We start from the raw sequence: 18,787 nt of genomic DNA, 5'->3' as shown, positions 1-18,787 counted from the left end.
ATCCAAGGGGTCAACTTAGTTGACGCGACGCTTGAACTCACCGGTGCGGGTATCGATTTCGATCTTGTCACCGATCTCTACGAAGGCGGCAACGGCCAGCTCGTAGGTGGTGCCCTTCAGACGGGCAGGCTTGGTCACTTTACCGGAGGTGTCGCCACGGGCAGCCGGCTCGGTGTACTCAACTTCGCGCACGATGGTGGTCGGCAGCTCTACGGAGATGGCTTTCTCGTTGTAGAAAGTCACTTCACACAGATCTTCCATGCCGTCTACCAGGTAGTTCAGCGCGTCACCCAGGTTGTCTTTCTCGACGTCGTACTGGTTGTATTCGGTATCCATGAATACGTACAGCGGGTCGGAGTAGTAGGAGTAGGTGCACTCTTTACGTTCCAGCTGAACAACGTCCAGCTTGTCGTCGGCCTTGAAGACGGTCTCGGTGGCGCTGCCGTTCAGCAGGCCTTTCAGCTTCATTTTGACCACGGCGGAGTTACGGCCGGATTTGTTGAATTCAGCCTTCTGGACCACCATCGGCTCGGTGCCGATCATGACTACGTTACCAGCGCGGATTTCCTGTGCGGTTTTCATGTAAAAAATTCCTGTTCGTGAAACGGACGGATAAAAACTGCCAGATTATATACGGCTTTCTAAAAATTTCACCAACCTCGTGACGAGATCCCCGTCCTGGAGCAGCTTATGTGACCAGTGTCGCCCATGTTGCTGCCATATCGCGGCGTGATCCGGCCATTGGGCCCACCATTCACGGGTATTTTCCCCCTGATTGAGGGCATGGCTGAAACCGCGCAGCCACTGGCCGGTGGCGGTGGGCAGCTCTGCCAGATAGTGGTCGAGAAAGCCGTCCAGCTTGACCATGTGCGCCTGCTCTTCCTGCGGGTAGATATGCCAGAGGAAGGGGCGGGCAGCCCACTGGGCCCGCACGAAGGAGTCTTCGCCGCGCACCAGGTTGAGATCGCAGCTCCACAGCAGCCGATCGTAGCCGGCCTGATCGGTCATCGGCAGCAGCTTGATGGTGAGGTTGCCCACGCGCAGCAGATCCCCCGCCCGGGCCGTGGGGACGGCATCTGCCAGCCCGGCGCCGGTGAGCACGTCGTTGAGGGAGCGCCCGAGCGGCAGCAGCAGGGTGACGGGCGTGGCGCCCTGGCACCAGCTCTCGACCAGGCTGGTCAGGGCGGCGCTCTCGTAGGTAAAGAGGCTGACCCGCAGCTCGAGCTCCTGTTTGGGGGGCAGGCCCAGGCTCGCCCAGTAGGCGGCAAGGCCCGCCTTATCCTGTTGCCAGCGCTCGCGCTCGACGATGAGACCGCGCTCGCACAAGAGGCCGCCGGTTCTGGCGGTGAAGCCCGGGAAGAAGAAGTATTTGTTGAGACTCAGGCTGCCGAGACTCTGGCTCTCGAGACGCTGGGGTGAGGCGAGGCCATGGCAATCCTCGACCCAGCTCTCGGCCGAGAGGTATTCGAGGTTGAGCCAGCAGGGGGGCCTGGGCTGGTTCGCCATTCGCTCAATGAAGGGGGCGGGCAGTTCACAGGCGAACGCCTCGATCACCACCCGGGCCGGGATGGTGTCCGCCGGCAGGGTCTCGTGCCAGTGCTGGATATGGATGCCGTCGACCCACTGGCTCTCCAACGCCGGGTCTAGCCCAGGGCAGATGCGGGCGAAGCTCGCCAGATCGTCCACCCAGAGCCGCACCTGAACCTCACTCTCCTGTGCCGGGAGCGCTCCTTCCTGTTTCAACTGGCGGGCCAGCCGCCAGGTGACACCGATGTCACCGAAGTTGTCCACTACGCAGCAGAAGATGTCCCAGTCAAACGGGGGGAGGGGGCTTGTCATGTCGTGGGGTTCCAGATGCAAAAAACCGGTGCGCAGGGTAGCACACCGGTTGGCTGGCTTCTAACCGTCAGCGCGTGACGGTGGCTGCGGCGAGTTACTCCTTGCCGTAGACGTTGTTCTCTTGCTCGCGCACCCGGATAAAGGTGGTGCGCTTGGTGAGTTCCTTCAGCTGGCTGGCCCCCACATACGTGCAGGTGGAACGCACGCCGCCCAGGATATCGCGCACCGTGTTCTCCACCGGGCCGCGGTAGGGCAGCAGCACCGTCTTGCCCTCGGAGGCGCGGTACTCGGCGACGCCGCCGGCGTGCTTGTCCATGGCGCTGGACGAGCTCATGCCGTAGAACTTCATGAAGGGTTCGCCATCTACATCGACGATCTCGCCACCGCACTCCTCGTGGGCCGCCAGCATGCCGCCCAGCATCACGAAGTCGGCGCCGCCGCCAAACGCCTTCGCCACATCCCCGGGGCAGGTGCAGCCGCCGTCACCGACGATCTGGCCGCCCAGGCCGTGGGCCGCATCGGCACACTCGATGATGGCGGAGAGCTGCGGGTAGCCGACGCCGCTCTTGACCCGGGTGGTACAGACCGAACCCGGGCCTATGCCCACCTTGACGATGTCGGCGCCGGAGAGGATCAGCTCCTCCACCATCTCGCCGGTCACCACGTTGCCCGCCAGGATGACGTGGTTGGGGCAGGCCTCGCGGATCTTGCGCACGAATTCGACGAAGTGCTGGGAGTAGCCGTTTGCCACGTCGACGCAGATGAAGCGCAGCGCCTCGGACATGGCCAGGATCTGGCGGGTCTTGTTGAAGTCATCCTCGGAGGTGCCGGTGGAGACCATCACATGGCCCAGCAGCGCCGGGTCGGTTTCGCTCACGAAGGTTTGCCACTGCGCAAGGCTGTAGTGCTTGTGTACTGCGGTCATCATCTCGAAGCCGGCCAGGGTACGCGCCATGGCGAAGCTGCCGACGGTATCCATGTTGGCGGCGATGACGGGCACGCCCTGCCATTGGGTCTGGGTATGCTTGAAGGTGAACTGGCGGGTCAGGCTGACTTGGGAACGGCTCTTGAGAGTAGAGCGCTTGGGGCGGAACAGGACATCCTTGAAACCGAGCTTCAAGTCTTCTTCGATACGCATTACGAATTCCTTATTGAGCCTTGTTTGATAGGTCACTTTGCAGTGGCAACTTTTCGGCAGGCACAAAAAAACCGGTGGTTTTCAGGGCCTCCGGTTTACAACAGTGTAGGCAAAAATCCCTCCGGAACAAGACTGATAATTCGCGAAGCCTTGTGGTAGCCTTTGGCGTCACAACCTGAGCACAGCCTCGGGTTTCATCCAACGCCAATCTTGCCTCCCTCCTTGCCTGCCAGGTCAGCTTCTGATGACTCTGTTCTGCTCCGTCACCGCAGGCTGCTGACGCACCGCATCCGGCCACTCGTCACTCGCTGGTCTGCCGTGCTTTTCAGCGGTTGACAGCGGCGCCTTCCATCCCCACTCTGGGCGGCTCGGGCCTGTGTCGGCCCCGTCCTGACAAGGAGTAGACATGATCCGATTGCGAATGATACCGCTGCTGCTGGCCGGGTTCGCCCTGCCGGCCCTCGCCGCGCCGGCGCCCGCCATCTATGGCTGGATTGAGAAGGGGCTCATCATGCCGAGCGGGGTGGCGGTGAAGATGAAGCTGGATACCGGGGCGCTCACCTCCTCGCTCGATGCGCGGGATCTGCGCCACTTCAAGCGTGACGGCAAGCCCTGGGTGCGCTTTACCCTGCTGGTGACCGATGCCAATACTGACCGGCAGGTGAGCCAGACCCTGGAGCGGCCGGTGGAGCACATGGTGACGGTGCGTGGCGCCGGCGGCATGGAGCAGCGCCCCACGGTCACCATGTCCATCTGTTTGGGCGACAAGGTGTACGAGGAGTGGTTCACCCTGCGGGATCGCAGCAAGATGATCTATCCGGTGCTGCTGGGACGCCGCCTGCTGGCGGATCTCGGCGCAGTGGATTCGAGCCGCACCTTCACGGTGCAGCCGAGCTGTCGCTGAGGCGAATAGCAGCATGAGAAACGGGGGCCAGGCCCCCGTTTCTCATTGCGCTGGTTGGGTCTGGCGGGCAGGGGCGGGCAGCAGCACGCTCACCTCCAGCCCCCCTTCTGGCCGGTTGTGGATGTCGAGATCGGCGCCGTGCAGCTGGGCGATGCGCGAGACGATGGCCATGCCGAGGCCGACCCCGTCCCCCTGCTGGGGATTGACCCGAAAGAAGCGCTCGCACAGGCGCGACAGGGCGGCGGTGGGGATGCCGGGGCCGTTGTCGCGAATGTCGACCCTGACCCTGTGCCCCTCCTGGCACGCCTCGACCACGATCTCGCCCTGCGCCTGGGTGTAGCGCAGGGCGTTGTCGATGAGGTTGCTGAACATCAGCTCCAGCAGGGTGGCCTGCCCCATCACCGTCAGTTGCTCGGTGCCCTCCAGCGACAGCTGTTGATCCTTTTTCAGGGCGATGGGGGCCAGGGTGGCCAGGGTGCCCTGCAGCAGCTGGTTCAGGTTGAGCTCGCTCAGCTCCAGCCCCTGCTGGTTGTCGATGCGGGCCTGGGTCAGCAGCTGGCGCAGCAGCCGATCGCTGCGATCGAGCGCCAGCAGCATCTTCTGCAGGGATTGCTGACGGCTCTCGGCATCCTCGGCGGCCAGCGCGTTCTCGCTGTGGATGCGCAGCACCGCCAGCGGGGTGCGCAGCTCGTGGGCCGCCTCGTTGGTGAACTGCTTCTCCCGCTCTATGGTGTCGGCAAGGGCGTACATCAGCCGGTTGATCTCGTTGGTGAGCGGGGTCAGCTCCTGGGCCCGGATCTTCAGGTTGAGCGGGCTCAGGTTGGCCGGGTGGCGCTCACCGATGGCCTGGGCCAGCTGGCGCAGCGGCGCCAGTCCGCGGGAGATGAGCCACCACAACAGGCCGAGCAGGAAGGGCAGGGTGATGAGCAGCGGCAGCATGGTCAGGGTAGCCATCTTGCTGGCCAGCTCGCTGCGCTCGTCGTCCCGCTCCGCCACGATGAGCCAGGTCTGCGCATCCTGGTTGTAGAGGGTGAAGGTGCGCCACTCGTGGTTGTCCTTGGTGACGCTGTTGAAGCCGGGGGCCAGGGTGCCGAGGGGCTGGCTGGGGGCGCTGGGGGAGCGCAGCAGTATGCCGCCCTGCTCGCTCAGCAGCTGGAAGTAGAGGTTGCGCTCGAACTCGTGGCCGAAGGGGGTGAGCTCTCTGTCTTCCCCCCGCAGGTTGAAGCTCTTGTCTTTCTGCCACGGCTCCGGGTTGCTCTGCTCCCACTCCTGATAGACGGTGCCGTTGGCGGGCAGCTCGCCGTTTTGTTCCAGATAGCGGCCGAGCAGCTGGTTGGTGATGCGGGCCGACTGGGCGAGCCTTGCATCGAACAGCTCCTCCATTTCGTGGCTCGCTTCCAGATAGCCGATGAGGGCGCTGACGGCCAGGCTGGCGCTGACCAGCGCCAGGATGCCGGAGAGCAGAAAGCGGCGGATGGAGCGGGGACGCGTCATGCCCGGCCGTCCCGGCGCTGGGCCTGTTCAAGCTGGGGAATGATGTAGCCGACCCCGCGGATATTGCGGATGAGGTCGCTGTAGAACTTCTTGCGCAGATGGTGAATGTGCACCTCCACCGCGTTGCTCTCGGCCCCCTCGTCCCAGCCGTAGAGGCTCTGCTGCAGCTGATCCTTGCTCAGTACCCGGCCGCTCTGGGTGATGAGCTCCTGCAGCAGCTTGTATTCGTGGGGGGTGAGCTTGACCGGCTCGCCCCGATAGGTGACCTGCTGGGACTCGGGATAGAGCTGCAGCTCGCCGTACTCGAGCACCGCCTGGGCCTGGCCCTTGCTGCGGCGCACCAGGGCGCGCAGGCGGGCGTTGAGCTCCTGCAGGGCGAACGGCTTGACCATGTAGTCGTCGGAGCCCGCATCCAGCCCCAGCACCCGGTCGTCCAGGGCGTCGCGGGCGGTGAGGATCAGCACTGGCAGCGTCTGCCCTTCCCGGCGCAGCTTGCGCAGCAGGCTGATGCCGTCGATGTCCGGCAGGTTGAGATCCAGAATGAGGGCGGCAAACTCCTCGCTCTTGAGCACCGACAGGGCGGGCAGTCCCTGTTGCAGCCAGTCCACCGTGTAGCCGCTGCTGCGCAGGGCATCCACCATGCCGTCGCCCAGCATCACATCATCTTCCACCAACAGGATCCGCATTGTTATTCCCCTCAAAAGACGCTGCCCACCAGTATGCAAGCTGGTGGGCAGAGTTTAAATAGCCCGCTGATCCCGAACGGATTTACAGCTTGTCGAGGCGGTCGCGGATCTCGATGCGCCGACCCAGATCCGCCAGCTCGCGACCCGGTCGGGGCGGGGCGGCCAGCGCCTTCTCCAGATAGCCCTTGGCCTCGGCCTTGCGGCCCTGATCCAGCAGGAAGTCGCCGTAGAAGAAGTTGGGGTCGATGCCGGTCGGGTTGATGGCCAGCGCCTGCTTGAGCAGCTGCTCGGCCTTCTCGTCATCGCCAAAGCCCACCGGCCAGCCCGGCACCTGGTAGTAGAGCGAGCCCAGGCTGGTGTAGGCGGAGCCGTCCAGTGCCTTGGGGTCCTGCCTGAGGGCGATCTCCAGCTTGGCCTTGGCCTCCTTGACCAGACCGAGCGCACCCAGCCCGCCCTTGGCGCCGGCCCAGGTGCTCTTGACGATGGCCGACCAGATCAGCAGATCGGTGCGAAAAGCCTCCTTGGCGCTGGCCTGATCGGCCTCGCTGCTCAGCTGTTCGAGGCAGCTCTCCTTGGCCTTGCCGGTCTGTTGATACTGACAGACGGCCCACTGCTGCTGGATGGCGGGCAGGGCGTCGGCGGCCTGGGCCATCCCCGAGCCCAGCATGAGCAGCAGGAGGGCGCCGTGGGTGAAACGGGGGCGGAAAGTGGCGTGCTTCATCTTAACGTTCCTTCTCTGTCATGACGGAAGTGGCGTGCCCCGACGTGCCGGCAGCGGGCGCCGGGTGGCGGGCATAGCGCTCTATGATGGGTTTTTGCCTGGCCAGCGCCCGGTCGACCAGGCCGGGCAACAGGCCGTTGAGCCGCACGAACAGCTTCTCCGGCCAGCCGAGCCAGCTGCGGCGGGTTTCGTTGCACAGGGCGATGACGGCCTCCTCGGCCACGTCCTGCGGGCTGTCGGTGTGGGTGCCGAGCTCGGCATTCATCTCGTAGGCCGCCTCCGAGTTGAGGCGGGTACGGGTGGCTCGGGGGGCAAAGTGGAGCACCTGGATGCCGGTTCCCTCCAGTTCGCGGCCGAGTGCCTCGCTGAAGCCGCGCAGGGCGAATTTGCTGGCGCAATAGACGCTGTAGCCGGCGTAGCCGATGGCGCCGAAGCTGGAGCCGATGTTCATGATCACCGCAGGCTTGCGCAGACGGGGTAGCAGCATGCGGGTGAGCTGGATCGGCGCCTCGACGTTGAGCAGCAGCTGGCGCTCGACCTGCTCGCTGCTCTGATCTTCCAGCCAGGCAAACTGGTTGCAGCCGGCGTTGTTGATCAGCACGTCCAGCCCCTCGTCCAGCGCCGGGTGCTGCAGCAGTCTGGCCCGCTCCTGGGGCGAGCCCAGATCGGCGATCACCGTCTGGTGGCGCTCCGGGTGCGGCAGCTCCTTGCACAGCCGCTCCAGTGCACCGGCCCTGCGTCCGTGCAGCAACAGGTGCGCTCCCTGGGCCGCCAGCTCTTGGGCCAGCGCCTCGCCGATCCCGCCGCTGGCGCCCGTGAGCAGCACGAGTTTTCCTTCAAGCTTCATGATGTCTGGTTTTCCGTCAGTTGATAGAGCATGTCGGCGTAGAGGCGGTAGACCACCCTGGCCGAGTGAATGATGGCCGCCTGATCGGCCGGGGCTTCCACCCGGTTCATCAGGGATTCGAAGAACTTGAGGTGATCCTGATCCAGTGCGCCGTGGGAGCTCAGGTAGCTCATGGCCTGGGGCGGCAGGCCGAGGCCCGCCTTGAGCTGGTCGGCCACGGTCAGGGCGATGGCGACGCTGGTCCCCTCCAGCACCTGTACCATGCCGAAGAAGCCCATGGGGTTGCCGCGCTGCACCTGGTCATAGAGAAAGGCCACCATCAGCTCGATGGGCAGCTCGGGCTGGCCGTGGCGCACCGCTTCGGCATCGCCGCCGCAGGCGCGGATGTCGCTCAGGATCCACTCCTGATGGCCGTACTCCTCGTCGATGTACTCCTTGATGGCGCCGCGCACCCACTCGTACTCCTGGCCCAGCTTGCCGCCGGTGGCCATCAAGAGCGGCACAGTGTGGCGCACGTGATAGAAGGCCTGGGCGAGGAAGCGCAGGTAGATGTCGCGGGAGATCTCCCCCTTGCGGCACGCCTCTATGATGGGGGCGTTGAACAGATGCTCCCGGGCCGGGGCGGTGGCTTGTTGCAGCACTTGATAGAAGCTCATGAGGTCTCTCCTGTAAGGCATTGGCTGATCTGCCGGGAAAAGTGGTGATAAATCCGTTCGCGACGGGGGCGGCCGTTGGCGGTCAACAGCTCCGGATGCTGATCCAGCGCCACCGGCAGCCAGTGATGGATGCGGGCATAGTCGGGCAGGCGATGGTTGAGCTGCTCGATCTGCTGGGCCAGCTGGGCGTCGGCGCCGGGCAGTGGCTGGATCAGGGCGACGTTGGCCGGCTGGCCGTCGCCGAAGATCACGATGCGGGCGATGGCCGGACAGAGCTGGGCTTCCGCCTCGACCCACTCGGGGGAGAAGTTGCGGCCAAAGGCGGTGATCTGGACGTTTTTCTTGCGCCCGGTGATGTGCAGATAGCCCTCATCATCCAGGTGGCCCAGATCGCCGGTGGTGACCCGTGTTGGCGCCGGTTCGTCGCTGCCCAGATAGCCGAGCATGGCGGCTCCCTCCACCAGGATCTCGCCGTCGGCGGCGATCGATACCCGGCAGTGGGGCAGTGGCTGGCCGACGCTGCCCAGGCTGTGGCCGTCGGGGCCGTTGAGGGCCACGACGGAGCCGCACTCCGACAGGCCGTATCCCTCGTAGACCGGCAGCCCCAGCTTGCGGGCCCGGCTGATGAGCTCGGGCGAGACCTTGCCGCCGCCCACCGCGACGAAGCGCAGGCCGGCCAGCTGCTCGGCCAGCGCCGGGTTGGCGCTGCACAGGGCCAGCAGCAGGCGCAGCAGCTCGGGCACCAGCACCAGGCTGTGGGTGGGCCAGCGCAGCAGGGCCTGGGCCAGGGTGGCCGGATCCAGCTTGCTGGAGCCGGCAAAGCCGAGCTCTGCCAGCGAAGGGATGCGGCTGCAGGCACCGGTGAGCAGTGGCACGTAGAGACCGGTGAGGTTTTCCAGCAGGGTGGTGAGCGGCAACAGGGTCAGGTGTTTCTCAACCTTGGCCGGGGCGACCCGTTCGGCCAGCGAGCTGCAGACCGCCATCATCTGGGCCAGCGACAGGCAGACCCCCTTGGGCTGGCCTGTGGTGCCGGAGGTATAGGTGATCTTGGCGGTGCCGGCCGGCAGGGGGGGCAGCCGGGCAGGCGTACGGCGCCACAGCGGCAGCTCACCGACCGCGAGCGTCAGCGGTTCGCTGGCCTGCCAGCCCGGATGGTGGGGGCCGATCAGGGCATCGGCGCCGCTGCTCTCCAGCAACCACTCCTGCTGCTCCAGGCTGAAGAAGTGGGGGATCGGGATCACCACGATACCGGCCATGGCGCAGGCGAGATCGATGAGCGCCCAGGGCAGGCCGTTGTCCAGTTGCAGCGCCAGTCGGCTGATCCCGGCCATCTGCAGGCGGTCGGCCAGCGCTGGCAACTGCTGCCACAGCGCCTCGTAGCTGAGGCTGTGCTGGCTGTTGGCGAGGGCCGGGCTGTGGGGCGTCTGGCGGGCGAAGTAGGCGATTTGGTCAAACAGCATCATAAGGCGCTCCGGTGCGGGCAGTTGAACAGGGAGGGCATGGGGGCCAGCAGGGAGAGCAGCAGGCTGCCCTGTGCCAGCGCTTGCCGTCCGAGGCCGAGGTCGCCGACCATCACCTTGGGCTGGCAGTGGTAATAGGCGCCCCATGCGCTGGCGTCGTCACCCACCTTGTCGGCCTGGGCGGGGGCCAGCTCCACCGGGGTGAGGTGAAGGCGGTGGAAGCTGTTGCGCAGCTTGGCGGTGCCGGTGAACACAACATAATCGAGATCGTTGTCGCACAGCAGACGGCAGAGCGCCGCAAACATCAGGCGGGCGTTGCCGGGCTCGCTGCAGGCGAGGTTGCCCACCTCGACGATGCGATCTCGCCGGGCGGGGGCGCCGAGCCGGGTTTCAATGGCGGCCTCGATGGGTTGTTCCAGATACTGTTCCAGATAGAGGCGCTCGCTGCCGGCCAGCTTGAGACCGCAGGCGCCGACCAGCAGGCCGTCGGCCCGGTAGAGGCCGAGCAGGCAGGGCAGAAAATGGGGAATGCGGGCGTTGAACTCCTGGCTGTAGGCCGCCTGGATGTAGCCCTGCAGTGCCATGACCTGTTGCGGGGTATCGGCCAGCGCCAGCCGATAGGGGGCTTGAATGTCGGTGGTCATGGATGGCTCCTTCTTGTCGATTGTCATCAGACTAAAGGGGCAAACTTAAGAAACCCTTAAGAGGTAAAAAATCTGTTTCACACAGAGGCAACTGATTGAAAAGAGAGGTAAAGCTGTGACCCGATTGCGGGGCGGCCGGACAAAAACCTTGTCAGCCGCCAGCCTGGCAGGCAAGCTGCGGCCACTTCTGCCCGCCCCGCTTTCGAGAGGAGATGCCATGACCCCCTTATCCTGCCCGCTCTGCTGCGCCACCGATGCCTATGAGCTGCCGGTGGCCGGCAAGCTGTACCATCGCTGCCGGGTCTGCGAGCTGGTCTGGCTGGATGCGGCCGAGCACCTGGATCCCGAGCGCGAGAAGGCGGTCTATGACGGCCACGACAACCAGGTGGATGACCCCCGCTATCGCGCCTTTTTGCTGCGAGCCTTCGGCGAGGTGCAACGCCGGCTGCCTCCGCCGGCCAGTGGCCTCGATTTTGGCTGCGGCCCGGGCCCGGCGCTCATCGCCATGGGGCGGGAGGCGGGCTACCAGATGGCGGGCTACGACAAGTTCTATGCCGATGAGCCCGAATTGCTGACGCGGCAGTATGACTTCATCACCAGCACCGAGGTGGTCGAGCACATCGCCGAGCCGCGCGCCGTGCTGGAGACGCTGTGGGGCTGCCTCAAGCCCGGCGGCCTGCTGGTGCTGCAGACCCAGCGGGTGCTGGGGGACGAGCGCTTTCGGCAGTGGCGCTATCGCCACGATCCGACTCACATCGTCTTCTTTGCCGAAGCCTCCTTTCGTGCCCTAGCAGACCGCTGGCAGGCAGAGGTTGAGTTTCCCCATCAGGATGTGGCGGTGTTCACCAAACCCTGAACGGGGCATTTCCATTTGGTGGCGGCTTGGGCATGCTGAGGGCCTGATTGGCGGGATCCGCCTGCCTGTTTCCCTGTATTGACCCCCAAGCGTTGCCAACCGCCCGTATCCCGACACCAAGGAGTGGTTCGTCATGTCGATTCCCCATCTTTCACTACAGGATGCCCGCCATCTACAACTGGCGGCCCAAGGGCTGCTGACGCCGCGCCGTGGCAAGGCGAAACCGGCCGATCTGCTGGCCACCATCCGCCGCATGGCGCTGCTGCAGATAGACACCATCTCGGTGGTGGCCCGCAGCCCTTACCTGGTGCTGTTCAGCCGGCTGGGGCAGTACGAACCAGGCTGGCTGGAGCAGTTGCTGGCCGAGGGCAATATCTTCGAATACTGGGCCCACGAGGCCTGCTTCGTGCCGCGGGAGGATTACCGCCTGCTGCGCCACCGCATGCTGGATCCCGCCGCCATGGGCTGGAAGTTTTCGGCCAACTGGCTCGCCACCCATCAGCAGGAGATCGGCGAGATCATCGAGCGCATTCGCCAGCATGGCCCGGTGCGGGCGGCCGATTTTGAACGCAAGGGGGGCAAGGGGAATGGCTGGTGGGACTGGAAGCCGGAGAAGCGCCATCTGGAGGTGCTGTTCACCGCAGGCCAGCTGATGGTGCGCGAGCGGCGCAACTTCCAGCGGGTTTACGATCTGGCCGAGCGGGTGATGCCCGAGTGGCGCGACGAGCGGGATCTGCCGAGCCCGGAACAGGCGCAAAGGGACATGGTGCGAGCCAGTTGCCGGGCGCTGGGGCTGGTCAAGACCGGCTGGGTGGCCGACTACTATCGGCTGCGACGCGGCAAATACGACGCCCTGCTCCACCAGCTGGCGGACGAGGGAGAACTGTTGCCGGTGCGGGTGGAGGGATGGCAGCACGGCGCCTTCGTGCACGCCTCGCTGGCGGACGAGCTGGCCCGGGCTCAGGCTGGCACCCTCAAGGCCAGCCACACCACGGCGCTGTCACCGTTTGATCCGCTGGTCTGGGATCGCAAGCGGGCCAGCGAACTGTTCCAGTTCGACTATCGCATCGAGTGCTACACCCCGGCCCCCAAGCGCCAGTACGGCTACTTCGTGCTGCCGCTGCTGCATCGCGGCAAGCTGGTGGGCAGGATGGACGCCAAGGCCCATCGCCAGCAGGAGACCTTCGAGATAAAGAGCCTCTATCTGGAGGCGGGGGTCAGGGTGACCCGGACCCTGGCGCAGGAGCTGGCCAAAGCGCTGCAGCGGCTGGCCGACTGGCACCAGACTCCGACCTTGCGCTACGGCGCCATCCCCGCGCCCCTGCTGGCCCTGTGGCAGGAGGGGGCACCCTGACGGGGAGCATCACCCCCGTCTGCACTAAGCTGCAAGGGAGGCGAAGGAGGGAGACAATGACGCGAGCCATGTTGTTGCTGCTGGGATGGGGCCTGACCGGGCTGGTGGAGGCGGCCCAGCCCGAGGTGCAGATCTGCCTGGGGGAGGGCAACGAGTGGGCCCCCTTCACCTACTGGGAGCGCAAGGATGGCGTGCCCGATACCGGCCGTCTCACCGGCTCTGCCACAACCCAGGTGCTCGAGGCCCTGAAGCGGCTCGGTTTGTCCTACAAGATCCGCTATCTGCCTTGGGCAAGGGTGCAGCAGGAGCTGGCCGACTATCGCCAGAACCGCTTGTGCGAGCTGACCTGGGACGCCAGTTACAAGCCGGAGCGGGCGGAATATGCTTTCTACAGCGTGCCGCTTTACTACACCCACCTCGGATTTTTCTACCTCAAGCGGCGCTTCCCCGAGGCGCCCGATCTGCAGACGGTCAATCGCTCACGGGTGTGCGGGGTGCTCGGCTACAACTATGCCCCCTACGGGCTGGCGCAGGAGCCGCGACGGCTCAAGCAGTTGCAGCAGGCGCTGGACATGCTGGGGCGCGATCGCTGTGACTTTTTGCCCAGCGAGATTGAACCCCTGATGAGCGGTATCGGCCTTGGCATCTACCAGAGCGAGAGCGGGCTGCTCCACCTCGCCCTGCCCAGCCGCAAGGGCTTCTATCTGCTGGTGAGCAAGGGGTCGCCGCGCTCCTATGAGCTGGTGACCCGCCTCAACCAGTTGCTGATCGAGTTTCAGGACAGCGGTTACAGCGACGAGGTGATGCGCCGTTTTTTGCCGCCGATGGAGTGATGACCATAAAAAACCGGGCCTGATGCCCGGTTTTTTATGGCTGTGATGGCGCTGACTGGGGCGGCAACTTCTCGGCAGGTTTCGCGTTCTGATGTCATCTCGCCCTTTGCCGTGACGCGGCCTCCTGGCCGAGGGGGCTTTACCCTCGTACCAGGCCGGGCAGGACCAGAGCAACGGCGGCGGCGATGCGCGCGCGGATATCGCTGCCCGGCGCCAGCAAGCCGAGCGCCATCTGGCGCAGCGGCTCCGCCATGGTCATCGCCAGCAGCAGATCGCTGGTCTGGGCTGAATCAAGCTCGCGCAACCAGCCCAGTTGCTGCTGGCGCTGCAACCACGCCGCCAGCGTCGCCCTGCCGCGCGCAATACCGTTCTCCTGATAGGCCATCAACAGGGTATCGCGCCCCGTGAACTCATGCTGCAGCAGCCGGAACATGCCCACCGCCTGAGCACTCAGCACCTGATCTGCAATCGCCTGCAAGCCCTGCTCCAGCATCTCCCCCAGGGCGCCTGGGTGAGTGGCATCCTGCTCGAATGCGGGTTGAAAGGCATCGGTCCAGCTGCGCACCGCCTGCGCCACCAGTTCGTCGCGGTTGGCGGCAAAGCGGTAGAGGGTCTTCTTGGCGACCCCCGCCTGTTTGGCCACCGCATCAACGGTCGTGGCGCCGTATCCTCCCTTGAGCAGCAAGGTCAGCGTTGCCTCGGCGAGGGCGGCACGCAGGTCCGCTTCCGGGGTGACCGGACGGCCTCGTGAGCGTGTCTCTTCATCGGTTTGCTGTGACATGATGGGCTCCTGGAAAGCATTGACAGACTCAGCATACAGGCATAGCGTAATTTAAGAAACGAACTTCGTTTCCTAAATTTATCGGAGTCTCATCATGAATACTTCCGCCTTGCTTGCCCCCTGGGGCGTCCATGACATCAATGAGTTGCTAAGACCGCAGCCGCTGCGCCTGGAAATGGGCCTGACCCGCAGCACCGAGGGCCTGCTGACGGTCGCCATCCGCACCGATCTGCACGGCTGCAAGGGGCGCATGCTGGATTGGTGGTTCACCTTCTTCGAGACGACCCAGCACATCCGGTGGTGGCACCCCCACGACCACGTCGAGCACCGGGGCTGGGATCATCACTGGAAGAGAGGTGAGCGTTATGTGGGAGCCAGCATAGAGGCGGTGGAGTGGCTTGCCGAGCTGCCGCCGGTGGCGGCTCGCCTCAAGTTCCACGGCGCCGAAGAGGTGTTCGCCCCGCAGCCGCTGCAGGAGGCGCGGGAGACACAGGCTCTCTCTGCCGCCATCTGTGCCCGTATCGGCTTTGGCGATGAGGTGGCGCTGGATGAGAACGGGGCGCCGCTGGATGGTGAGATGTTGCACCTGGCGCGCGATACCCCATACGGCTGTGTGCTGCGCAGCCGCTTCCTGCTGGGCAAGGCCTGCACCAATCCGCTTGACGAGGTGCCGGACGAGATAGGCTTCAATCTGATGCGCCACTGCTACAGCGAATTCAGCTATCTGGCGCAGTTTCTGCCGTCGCTCTACTACGCGGAAAACGGCCGTGAGCCGGCACCGCGGCTCTGGTGAAGGGATGTTGAAAGCTGTCTCATCAAACGGCTGGCCTGCTATCGGGCGGAGATGAGCAGCAGAGATGAACATAAAAAACCGGGCACTTGGCCCGGTTTGTCATGCAGTCTGGATGTGCTTACTGGAACACCAGCACCATCAGCAGACCCAGGGTGATGGCGGACACCAGGAAGGCGAAGCCATAGAACACATAGTGGTGCAGCTTGGTGGTGTGGATCCCCAAGTCATGCAGGCCGTGGTAGATGCGGTGCATGCCGTGCCAGATGGGCAGGGCGATGATGGCCAGCAGGATGCAGGCACCCCACCAGGAGCTGGCGAATTCCAGCACGCGCTCGTAGCTCATGGTCTCCACGTCCATGATGCCCATGGGCACCAGCAGACCTGTGATGAGGACAATGACCGGCAGCAGCATGGCAACGACCATGCCGCCGGCACCAAACAGACCCCAATATATAGGCTCGTCAGAACGTCTCATATTTTTTCCTCAAATCATGATTGAGTGATCGTGGCCAACGTTTCTGAATGAGAACCCGGTACCAAAAAGACACCAATAACCAGGCTCGTCAGAACGTCTCATTGTTTTCTCCTCAGGCCACGATGATCAGGACAAGCAGGGATACCACCGCCAGCGCCACATACTGGGCGATGACGATCGGCTTCTCCGGCACCAGGTCTTCGCCACGGAAGATGCGCATGGCTTTCGGCGCCAGTGCGAACCAGGTCTTGGCGTGGAACAGGCAGGCTGCCAGGGCGATGACATGGAACAGGATGGCGATCGGGCTTTGCAGGGATTCCAGCCAGCCGTTGAACGCCTCCTGACCCTGTACCAGCCGCAGCAGACCCCACATCAGCACGACGGCGTAGATGGAGACGAAGATGCTGGTGCCCTCGCGGATCATGTAGCCGGTGTAGAAGGCATTCTTCAGCCACCAGTCTTTCTTCATTTCGCGGACGTAAGGCTTACGCTTGCTATTGGTGTTGTTCATGGTCTCATTCCTGCTCTCAATCTGGCTTGAACATGGCGATCATGTAGTCCTTGGCGCTCTCGACCTTGCCAAGCTGGATGGCCGCCGCCGGATCCACGCCTTTCGGGCACACTTCGGAGCAGTAGCCCACGAAGGTGCAACCCCAGACGCCCTCGTCCTGGCTGATGATCTTCATCCGCTCTTTGGACGCGCTGTCGCGGTTGTCGGCGTTGTAGCGATAGGCCAGCGCCAGGGCCGCCGGACCGGTGAACTTCTTGTTGATGCCATACTGTGGGCAGGCCGCGTAGCACAGACCGCAGTTGATGCACATGGAGAACTGGTGATACTTCGCCATGTCAGCCGGGGTCTGGGTGTACTCGCCATCGCACAGGTTGCGCGGCTCAGACGGGATGATGTAGGGCTTGATGCTCTCCAGCTTCTCGATGAAGTCGGACATGTCGACCACCAGATCGCGCTCGATCGGGAAGTTGTTGAGCGGCTCTATGGTCATCTTGCCCGGCAGGTAGTCGCGCAGGAAGGTCTTGCAACCGAGTTTCGGAATACCGTTGACCATCATGCCGCAGGAGCCGCAGATCGCCATCCGGCAGGACCAGCGGAAGCTCAGGGTAGAGTCCAGATGATCCTTGATGTATTGCAGCGCATCCAGCAGGGACATCTCTTTGAGGTAGGGCACCTGGAAGGTCTGCATCCAGGGCTCGTTATCCTGCTCGGGACGGTAGCGCAGGATTTCAATTTCGATCATCTCAGCCATTCTTCTTAGCCTCGTCTTGTTTCTCACCCTCGGAACCGTACACGCGCTTGGCCGGTTGGGATTTAGTGATCTTCACATCGGAATAGTCGATGGTCGGGGCCCCTTCGCCGTTGTAGAAGGAGAGAGTGTGCTTGAGGAAGTTGACGTCATCGCGCTCCTCGTAACCGTCCAGACGCTGGTGGGAACCGCGGGACTCTTTCCGGTTGATGGCGGAGTGCGCCATGGCTTCGGCCACGTCCAGCATGTAGCCCAGTTCGATGGCGTACAGCAGATCGGTGTTGAAGACGGAGGACTTGTCGTTGATCTTGATCTTCTTGTAACGGGCTTTCAGCTCGTTGATCTTGTCGATGGTGCCCTGCATCAGCTCTTCGGTACGGTAGATACCGACCCCGGCTTCCATGGACATACCCAGTTCGTTGCGGATATCCGCCGGGTTTTCGGTGCCGTCGATATCGAGCAGGGAGAGGTGCTGCTTGATGAGCGCCTCGGCCTTGGCGGCCAGCGCCTGGGTGTTGCCATGAGACTGGGTCTTGGCAAATTCACCGGCGTGCTCACCGGCCACCTTGCCGAACACCACGATCTCGGACAGGGAGTTGGAACCCAGACGGTTGGCGCCGTGCAGACCGACGGAGGCACACTCGCCCAGGGCATAGAGGCCCGGCAGACGGGTGGCGCATGCGCCGTTGGTCTCGATGCCGCCCATGGTGTAGTGGGCAGTCGGACGTACCGGGATCGGCTCCTTGACCGGATCCACACCCACGTAGGCCTTGGCCAGTTCGCAGATAAACGGCAGACGCTCCTTCAGGTACTTTTCGCCAAGGTGGCGCAGGTCGAGGTGAACCACGTCGCCCATCGGGCCCTGGATCACGCGGCCTTTCTGCTGCTCCTGCCAGAAGGCCTGGGAGAGGCGGTCACGGGGACCCAGCTCCATGTGCTTGTTCTTCGGCTGGCCGACCGGGGTTTCCGGGCCCAAGCCGTAGTCTTGCAGGTAGCGGTAGCCATCCTTGTTGAGCAGGATGCCACCCTCACCACGACAACCTTCGGTCATCAGGATGCCGGTGCCCGGCAGACCGGTCGGGTGATACTGGACGAACTCCATGTCGCGCAGCGGTACGCCGTGGCGGTAGGCCAGCGCCATGCCGTCACCGGTGACGATGCCGCCGTTGGTGTTGTAGCGATAGACACGGCCGGCGCCACCGGTGGCCAGGATGACGGATTTGGCCTGGATGAAGCGGGTGATGCCGTTCTGGATGTCAAAGGTCAGTACACCCTGGACGCGGCCATCTTCCACGATGAGATCCATGCAGAAGTGCTCGTCAAAGCGCTTGATGCTCGGGTACTTGATGGAGGTCTGGAACAGGGTGTGCAGAATGTGGAAACCGGATTTGTCTGCCGCGAACCAGGTACGGGGGATCTTCATCCCGCCGAAACGGCGCACGTTGGCCTTGCCGTCCGGCTTGCGGCTCCAGGGGCAACCCCAGTGCTCCAGCTGGATCATCTCGTTGGTGGCATTGTTGACGAAGTAGTCGACCACGTCCTGCTCACACAACCAGTCGCCACCGGAGACGGTGTCGTTGAAGTGGTTTTCGAGGGAGTCATCATCACGGACGACACCGGCGGCGCCGCCCTCTGCGGCCACTGTGTGGCTGCGCATCGGGTAGACCTTGGAGATCAGGGCGATCTCCAGCTCCGGGTGAGCTTCCGCTATGGCGATTGCGGCACGCAGGCCACCACCACCAGCACCGATGATGGCGACATCGGTCTTGATAATATCCACATCTGCCTCCTTAGGGATAGATTTGCTGGGCACGATTTTGCTCTATGAAAAAAATTCAGGCTTGATGCAAGTCAAACTGGTCTGTTTTAGTGCTTGGCAATGGTGATCTTTATCAAAATCACCCCATTCCTTGGATGAAAACGCCGTAATTATCGCCATCCTGCAGTTATCGGTATCAGCCGCTGTCATTACTATGGTTATTTTAAGCTCAGGATTATACGTAGTTTTCTTTCAAAAAAATGAGAAACACCTCTCTTTTTAGGTATT

The 18,787-nt window shown here is 63.6% G+C and carries 20 protein-coding genes; 5 read left to right on the top strand and 15 right to left on the bottom strand.

Annotated elements, in window-relative coordinates; genetic code table 11:
- Positions 1-15 precede the first annotated feature (15 nt).
- From efp to I6L33_RS20740, 3 genes are all read right to left on the bottom strand, one after another.
- Entirely contained in the window at positions 16-582 is a 567-nt protein-coding gene (efp, locus tag I6L33_RS20750; RefSeq protein ID WP_005298294.1) for an elongation factor P, read from the bottom strand.
- Positions 583-627: 45 nt separating this feature from the next.
- Positions 628-1,839, bottom strand: coding sequence for an elongation factor P maturation arginine rhamnosyltransferase EarP (gene earP / locus I6L33_RS20745; RefSeq protein WP_216973269.1), 1,212 nt, complete (start codon positions 1,837-1,839; stop codon positions 628-630).
- A gap of 94 nt (positions 1,840-1,933) precedes the next feature.
- A complete protein-coding gene (locus tag I6L33_RS20740) occupies positions 1,934-2,977 on the bottom strand; it encodes a GMP reductase (protein WP_216973268.1) in 1,044 nt (347 codons plus the stop codon).
- Positions 2,978-3,383: 406 nt separating this feature from the next.
- On the opposite strand from I6L33_RS20740, the gene I6L33_RS20735 reads away from it, so the two are divergent.
- The gene (locus tag I6L33_RS20735) at positions 3,384-3,881 is read left to right on the top strand and encodes an ATP-dependent zinc protease (protein WP_216973267.1); all 498 of its coding nucleotides are present in this window, start codon (positions 3,384-3,386) and stop codon (positions 3,879-3,881) included.
- Between the two features lie 42 nt (positions 3,882-3,923).
- Here I6L33_RS20735 and I6L33_RS20730 read toward each other — a convergent pair whose 3' ends face one another.
- From I6L33_RS20730 to I6L33_RS20700, 7 genes are all read right to left on the bottom strand, one after another.
- The gene (locus tag I6L33_RS20730) at positions 3,924-5,375 is read right to left on the bottom strand and encodes an ATP-binding protein (protein ID WP_017780549.1); all 1,452 of its coding nucleotides are present in this window, start codon (positions 5,373-5,375) and stop codon (positions 3,924-3,926) included.
- Positions 5,372-6,061, bottom strand: coding sequence for a response regulator (locus I6L33_RS20725; RefSeq protein ID WP_005298307.1), 690 nt, complete (start codon positions 6,059-6,061; stop codon positions 5,372-5,374). The genes I6L33_RS20730 and I6L33_RS20725 overlap by 4 nt, the downstream gene beginning before the upstream one ends.
- 82 nt (positions 6,062-6,143) lie before the next feature.
- Entirely contained in the window at positions 6,144-6,782 is a 639-nt protein-coding gene (locus I6L33_RS20720) for a tetratricopeptide repeat protein (RefSeq protein WP_216973266.1), read from the bottom strand.
- A 1-nt stretch (position 6,783) separates the two neighbouring features.
- Complete coding sequence (locus I6L33_RS20715; RefSeq protein WP_005298312.1) at positions 6,784-7,629, bottom strand: SDR family oxidoreductase; 846 nt, start codon at positions 7,627-7,629, stop codon at positions 6,784-6,786.
- Positions 7,626-8,285, bottom strand: coding sequence for a TenA family transcriptional regulator (locus I6L33_RS20710; RefSeq protein ID WP_216973265.1), 660 nt, complete (start codon positions 8,283-8,285; stop codon positions 7,626-7,628). Before I6L33_RS20710 ends, I6L33_RS20715 begins: the two co-directional genes overlap by 4 nt.
- On the bottom strand, positions 8,282-9,748 hold the full coding sequence (locus I6L33_RS20705) for an AMP-dependent synthetase/ligase (RefSeq protein WP_216973264.1): 1,467 nt from the start codon (positions 9,746-9,748) through the stop codon (positions 8,282-8,284). The genes I6L33_RS20710 and I6L33_RS20705 overlap by 4 nt, the downstream gene beginning before the upstream one ends.
- Entirely contained in the window at positions 9,745-10,389 is a 645-nt protein-coding gene (locus I6L33_RS20700; RefSeq protein ID WP_017764978.1) for a thermostable hemolysin, read from the bottom strand. The genes I6L33_RS20705 and I6L33_RS20700 overlap by 4 nt, the downstream gene beginning before the upstream one ends.
- A gap of 217 nt (positions 10,390-10,606) precedes the next feature.
- Between I6L33_RS20700 and I6L33_RS20695 the strand changes: the two genes are divergently transcribed.
- The 3 genes from I6L33_RS20695 (at position 10,607) to I6L33_RS20685 (ending at position 13,432) form a co-directional block, all read left to right on the top strand.
- Positions 10,607-11,245 (top strand): class I SAM-dependent methyltransferase, encoded by a 639-nt coding sequence (locus tag I6L33_RS20695; RefSeq protein WP_216973263.1) that lies wholly within the window; start codon positions 10,607-10,609, stop codon positions 11,243-11,245.
- Between the two features lie 133 nt (positions 11,246-11,378).
- Entirely contained in the window at positions 11,379-12,599 is a 1,221-nt protein-coding gene (locus I6L33_RS20690; RefSeq protein ID WP_216973262.1) for a winged helix-turn-helix domain-containing protein, read from the top strand.
- A 56-nt stretch (positions 12,600-12,655) separates the two neighbouring features.
- A complete protein-coding gene (locus I6L33_RS20685) occupies positions 12,656-13,432 on the top strand; it encodes an ABC transporter substrate-binding protein (RefSeq protein ID WP_017787967.1) in 777 nt (258 codons plus the stop codon).
- A 139-nt stretch (positions 13,433-13,571) separates the two neighbouring features.
- On the opposite strand, the gene I6L33_RS20680 is transcribed toward I6L33_RS20685, so the two are convergent.
- Positions 13,572-14,213 (bottom strand): TetR/AcrR family transcriptional regulator, encoded by a 642-nt coding sequence (locus tag I6L33_RS20680; RefSeq protein ID WP_216973261.1) that lies wholly within the window; start codon positions 14,211-14,213, stop codon positions 13,572-13,574.
- A 94-nt stretch (positions 14,214-14,307) separates the two neighbouring features.
- Between I6L33_RS20680 and I6L33_RS20675 the strand changes: the two genes are divergently transcribed.
- Complete coding sequence (locus I6L33_RS20675; RefSeq protein ID WP_216973260.1) at positions 14,308-15,006, top strand: hydrolase; 699 nt, start codon at positions 14,308-14,310, stop codon at positions 15,004-15,006.
- Between the two features lie 118 nt (positions 15,007-15,124).
- Here I6L33_RS20675 and frdD read toward each other — a convergent pair whose 3' ends face one another.
- The 4 genes from frdD to frdA form a co-directional block, all read right to left on the bottom strand.
- On the bottom strand, positions 15,125-15,481 hold the full coding sequence (gene frdD / locus I6L33_RS20670; protein ID WP_005298330.1) for a fumarate reductase subunit FrdD: 357 nt from the start codon (positions 15,479-15,481) through the stop codon (positions 15,125-15,127).
- A 112-nt stretch (positions 15,482-15,593) separates the two neighbouring features.
- Positions 15,594-15,992, bottom strand: coding sequence for a fumarate reductase subunit C (locus I6L33_RS20665; RefSeq protein WP_005298336.1), 399 nt, complete (start codon positions 15,990-15,992; stop codon positions 15,594-15,596).
- Between the two features lie 16 nt (positions 15,993-16,008).
- Positions 16,009-16,743, bottom strand: coding sequence for a succinate dehydrogenase/fumarate reductase iron-sulfur subunit (locus I6L33_RS20660; protein ID WP_005298338.1), 735 nt, complete (start codon positions 16,741-16,743; stop codon positions 16,009-16,011).
- The gene (gene frdA / locus I6L33_RS20655; protein WP_005298339.1) at positions 16,736-18,520 is read right to left on the bottom strand and encodes a fumarate reductase (quinol) flavoprotein subunit; all 1,785 of its coding nucleotides are present in this window, start codon (positions 18,518-18,520) and stop codon (positions 16,736-16,738) included. Before frdA ends, I6L33_RS20660 begins: the two co-directional genes overlap by 8 nt.
- Positions 18,521-18,787 lie beyond the last annotated feature (267 nt).

The sequence above is a fragment of the Aeromonas sp. FDAARGOS 1403 genome (genome assembly GCF_019047325.1).
Taxonomy (GTDB): domain Bacteria; phylum Pseudomonadota; class Gammaproteobacteria; order Enterobacterales; family Aeromonadaceae; genus Aeromonas; species Aeromonas dhakensis.
The sequence above is the reverse complement of the archived record's forward strand: the minus strand, read 5'-3'. Positions and strand labels throughout refer to the sequence as shown.

Coding starts and splice junctions, on each gene's coding strand:
- I6L33_RS20675 (WP_216973260.1), top strand. CDS start 14,308: ATGAATACTTCCGCCTTGCTTGCCCCCTGGGGCGTCCATGACATCAAT.
- I6L33_RS20700 (WP_017764978.1), bottom strand. CDS start 10,389: ATGACCACCGACATTCAAGCCCCCTATCGGCTGGCGCTGGCCGATACC.
- I6L33_RS20695 (WP_216973263.1), top strand. CDS start 10,607: ATGACCCCCTTATCCTGCCCGCTCTGCTGCGCCACCGATGCCTATGAG.
- I6L33_RS20680 (WP_216973261.1), bottom strand. CDS start 14,213: ATGTCACAGCAAACCGATGAAGAGACACGCTCACGAGGCCGTCCGGTC.
- I6L33_RS20705 (WP_216973264.1), bottom strand. CDS start 9,748: ATGATGCTGTTTGACCAAATCGCCTACTTCGCCCGCCAGACGCCCCAC.
- frdD (WP_005298330.1), bottom strand. CDS start 15,481: ATGAGACGTTCTGACGAGCCTATATATTGGGGTCTGTTTGGTGCCGGC.
- I6L33_RS20735 (WP_216973267.1), top strand. CDS start 3,384: ATGATCCGATTGCGAATGATACCGCTGCTGCTGGCCGGGTTCGCCCTG.
- I6L33_RS20720 (WP_216973266.1), bottom strand. CDS start 6,782: ATGAAGCACGCCACTTTCCGCCCCCGTTTCACCCACGGCGCCCTCCTG.
- I6L33_RS20690 (WP_216973262.1), top strand. CDS start 11,379: ATGTCGATTCCCCATCTTTCACTACAGGATGCCCGCCATCTACAACTG.
- I6L33_RS20665 (WP_005298336.1), bottom strand. CDS start 15,992: ATGAACAACACCAATAGCAAGCGTAAGCCTTACGTCCGCGAAATGAAG.
- earP (WP_216973269.1), bottom strand. CDS start 1,839: ATGACAAGCCCCCTCCCCCCGTTTGACTGGGACATCTTCTGCTGCGTA.
- efp (WP_005298294.1), bottom strand. CDS start 582: ATGAAAACCGCACAGGAAATCCGCGCTGGTAACGTAGTCATGATCGGC.
- I6L33_RS20685 (WP_017787967.1), top strand. CDS start 12,656: ATGACGCGAGCCATGTTGTTGCTGCTGGGATGGGGCCTGACCGGGCTG.
- I6L33_RS20725 (WP_005298307.1), bottom strand. CDS start 6,061: ATGCGGATCCTGTTGGTGGAAGATGATGTGATGCTGGGCGACGGCATG.
- I6L33_RS20730 (WP_017780549.1), bottom strand. CDS start 5,375: ATGACGCGTCCCCGCTCCATCCGCCGCTTTCTGCTCTCCGGCATCCTG.
- I6L33_RS20715 (WP_005298312.1), bottom strand. CDS start 7,629: ATGAAGCTTGAAGGAAAACTCGTGCTGCTCACGGGCGCCAGCGGCGGG.
- I6L33_RS20710 (WP_216973265.1), bottom strand. CDS start 8,285: ATGAGCTTCTATCAAGTGCTGCAACAAGCCACCGCCCCGGCCCGGGAG.
- I6L33_RS20660 (WP_005298338.1), bottom strand. CDS start 16,743: ATGGCTGAGATGATCGAAATTGAAATCCTGCGCTACCGTCCCGAGCAG.
- I6L33_RS20740 (WP_216973268.1), bottom strand. CDS start 2,977: ATGCGTATCGAAGAAGACTTGAAGCTCGGTTTCAAGGATGTCCTGTTC.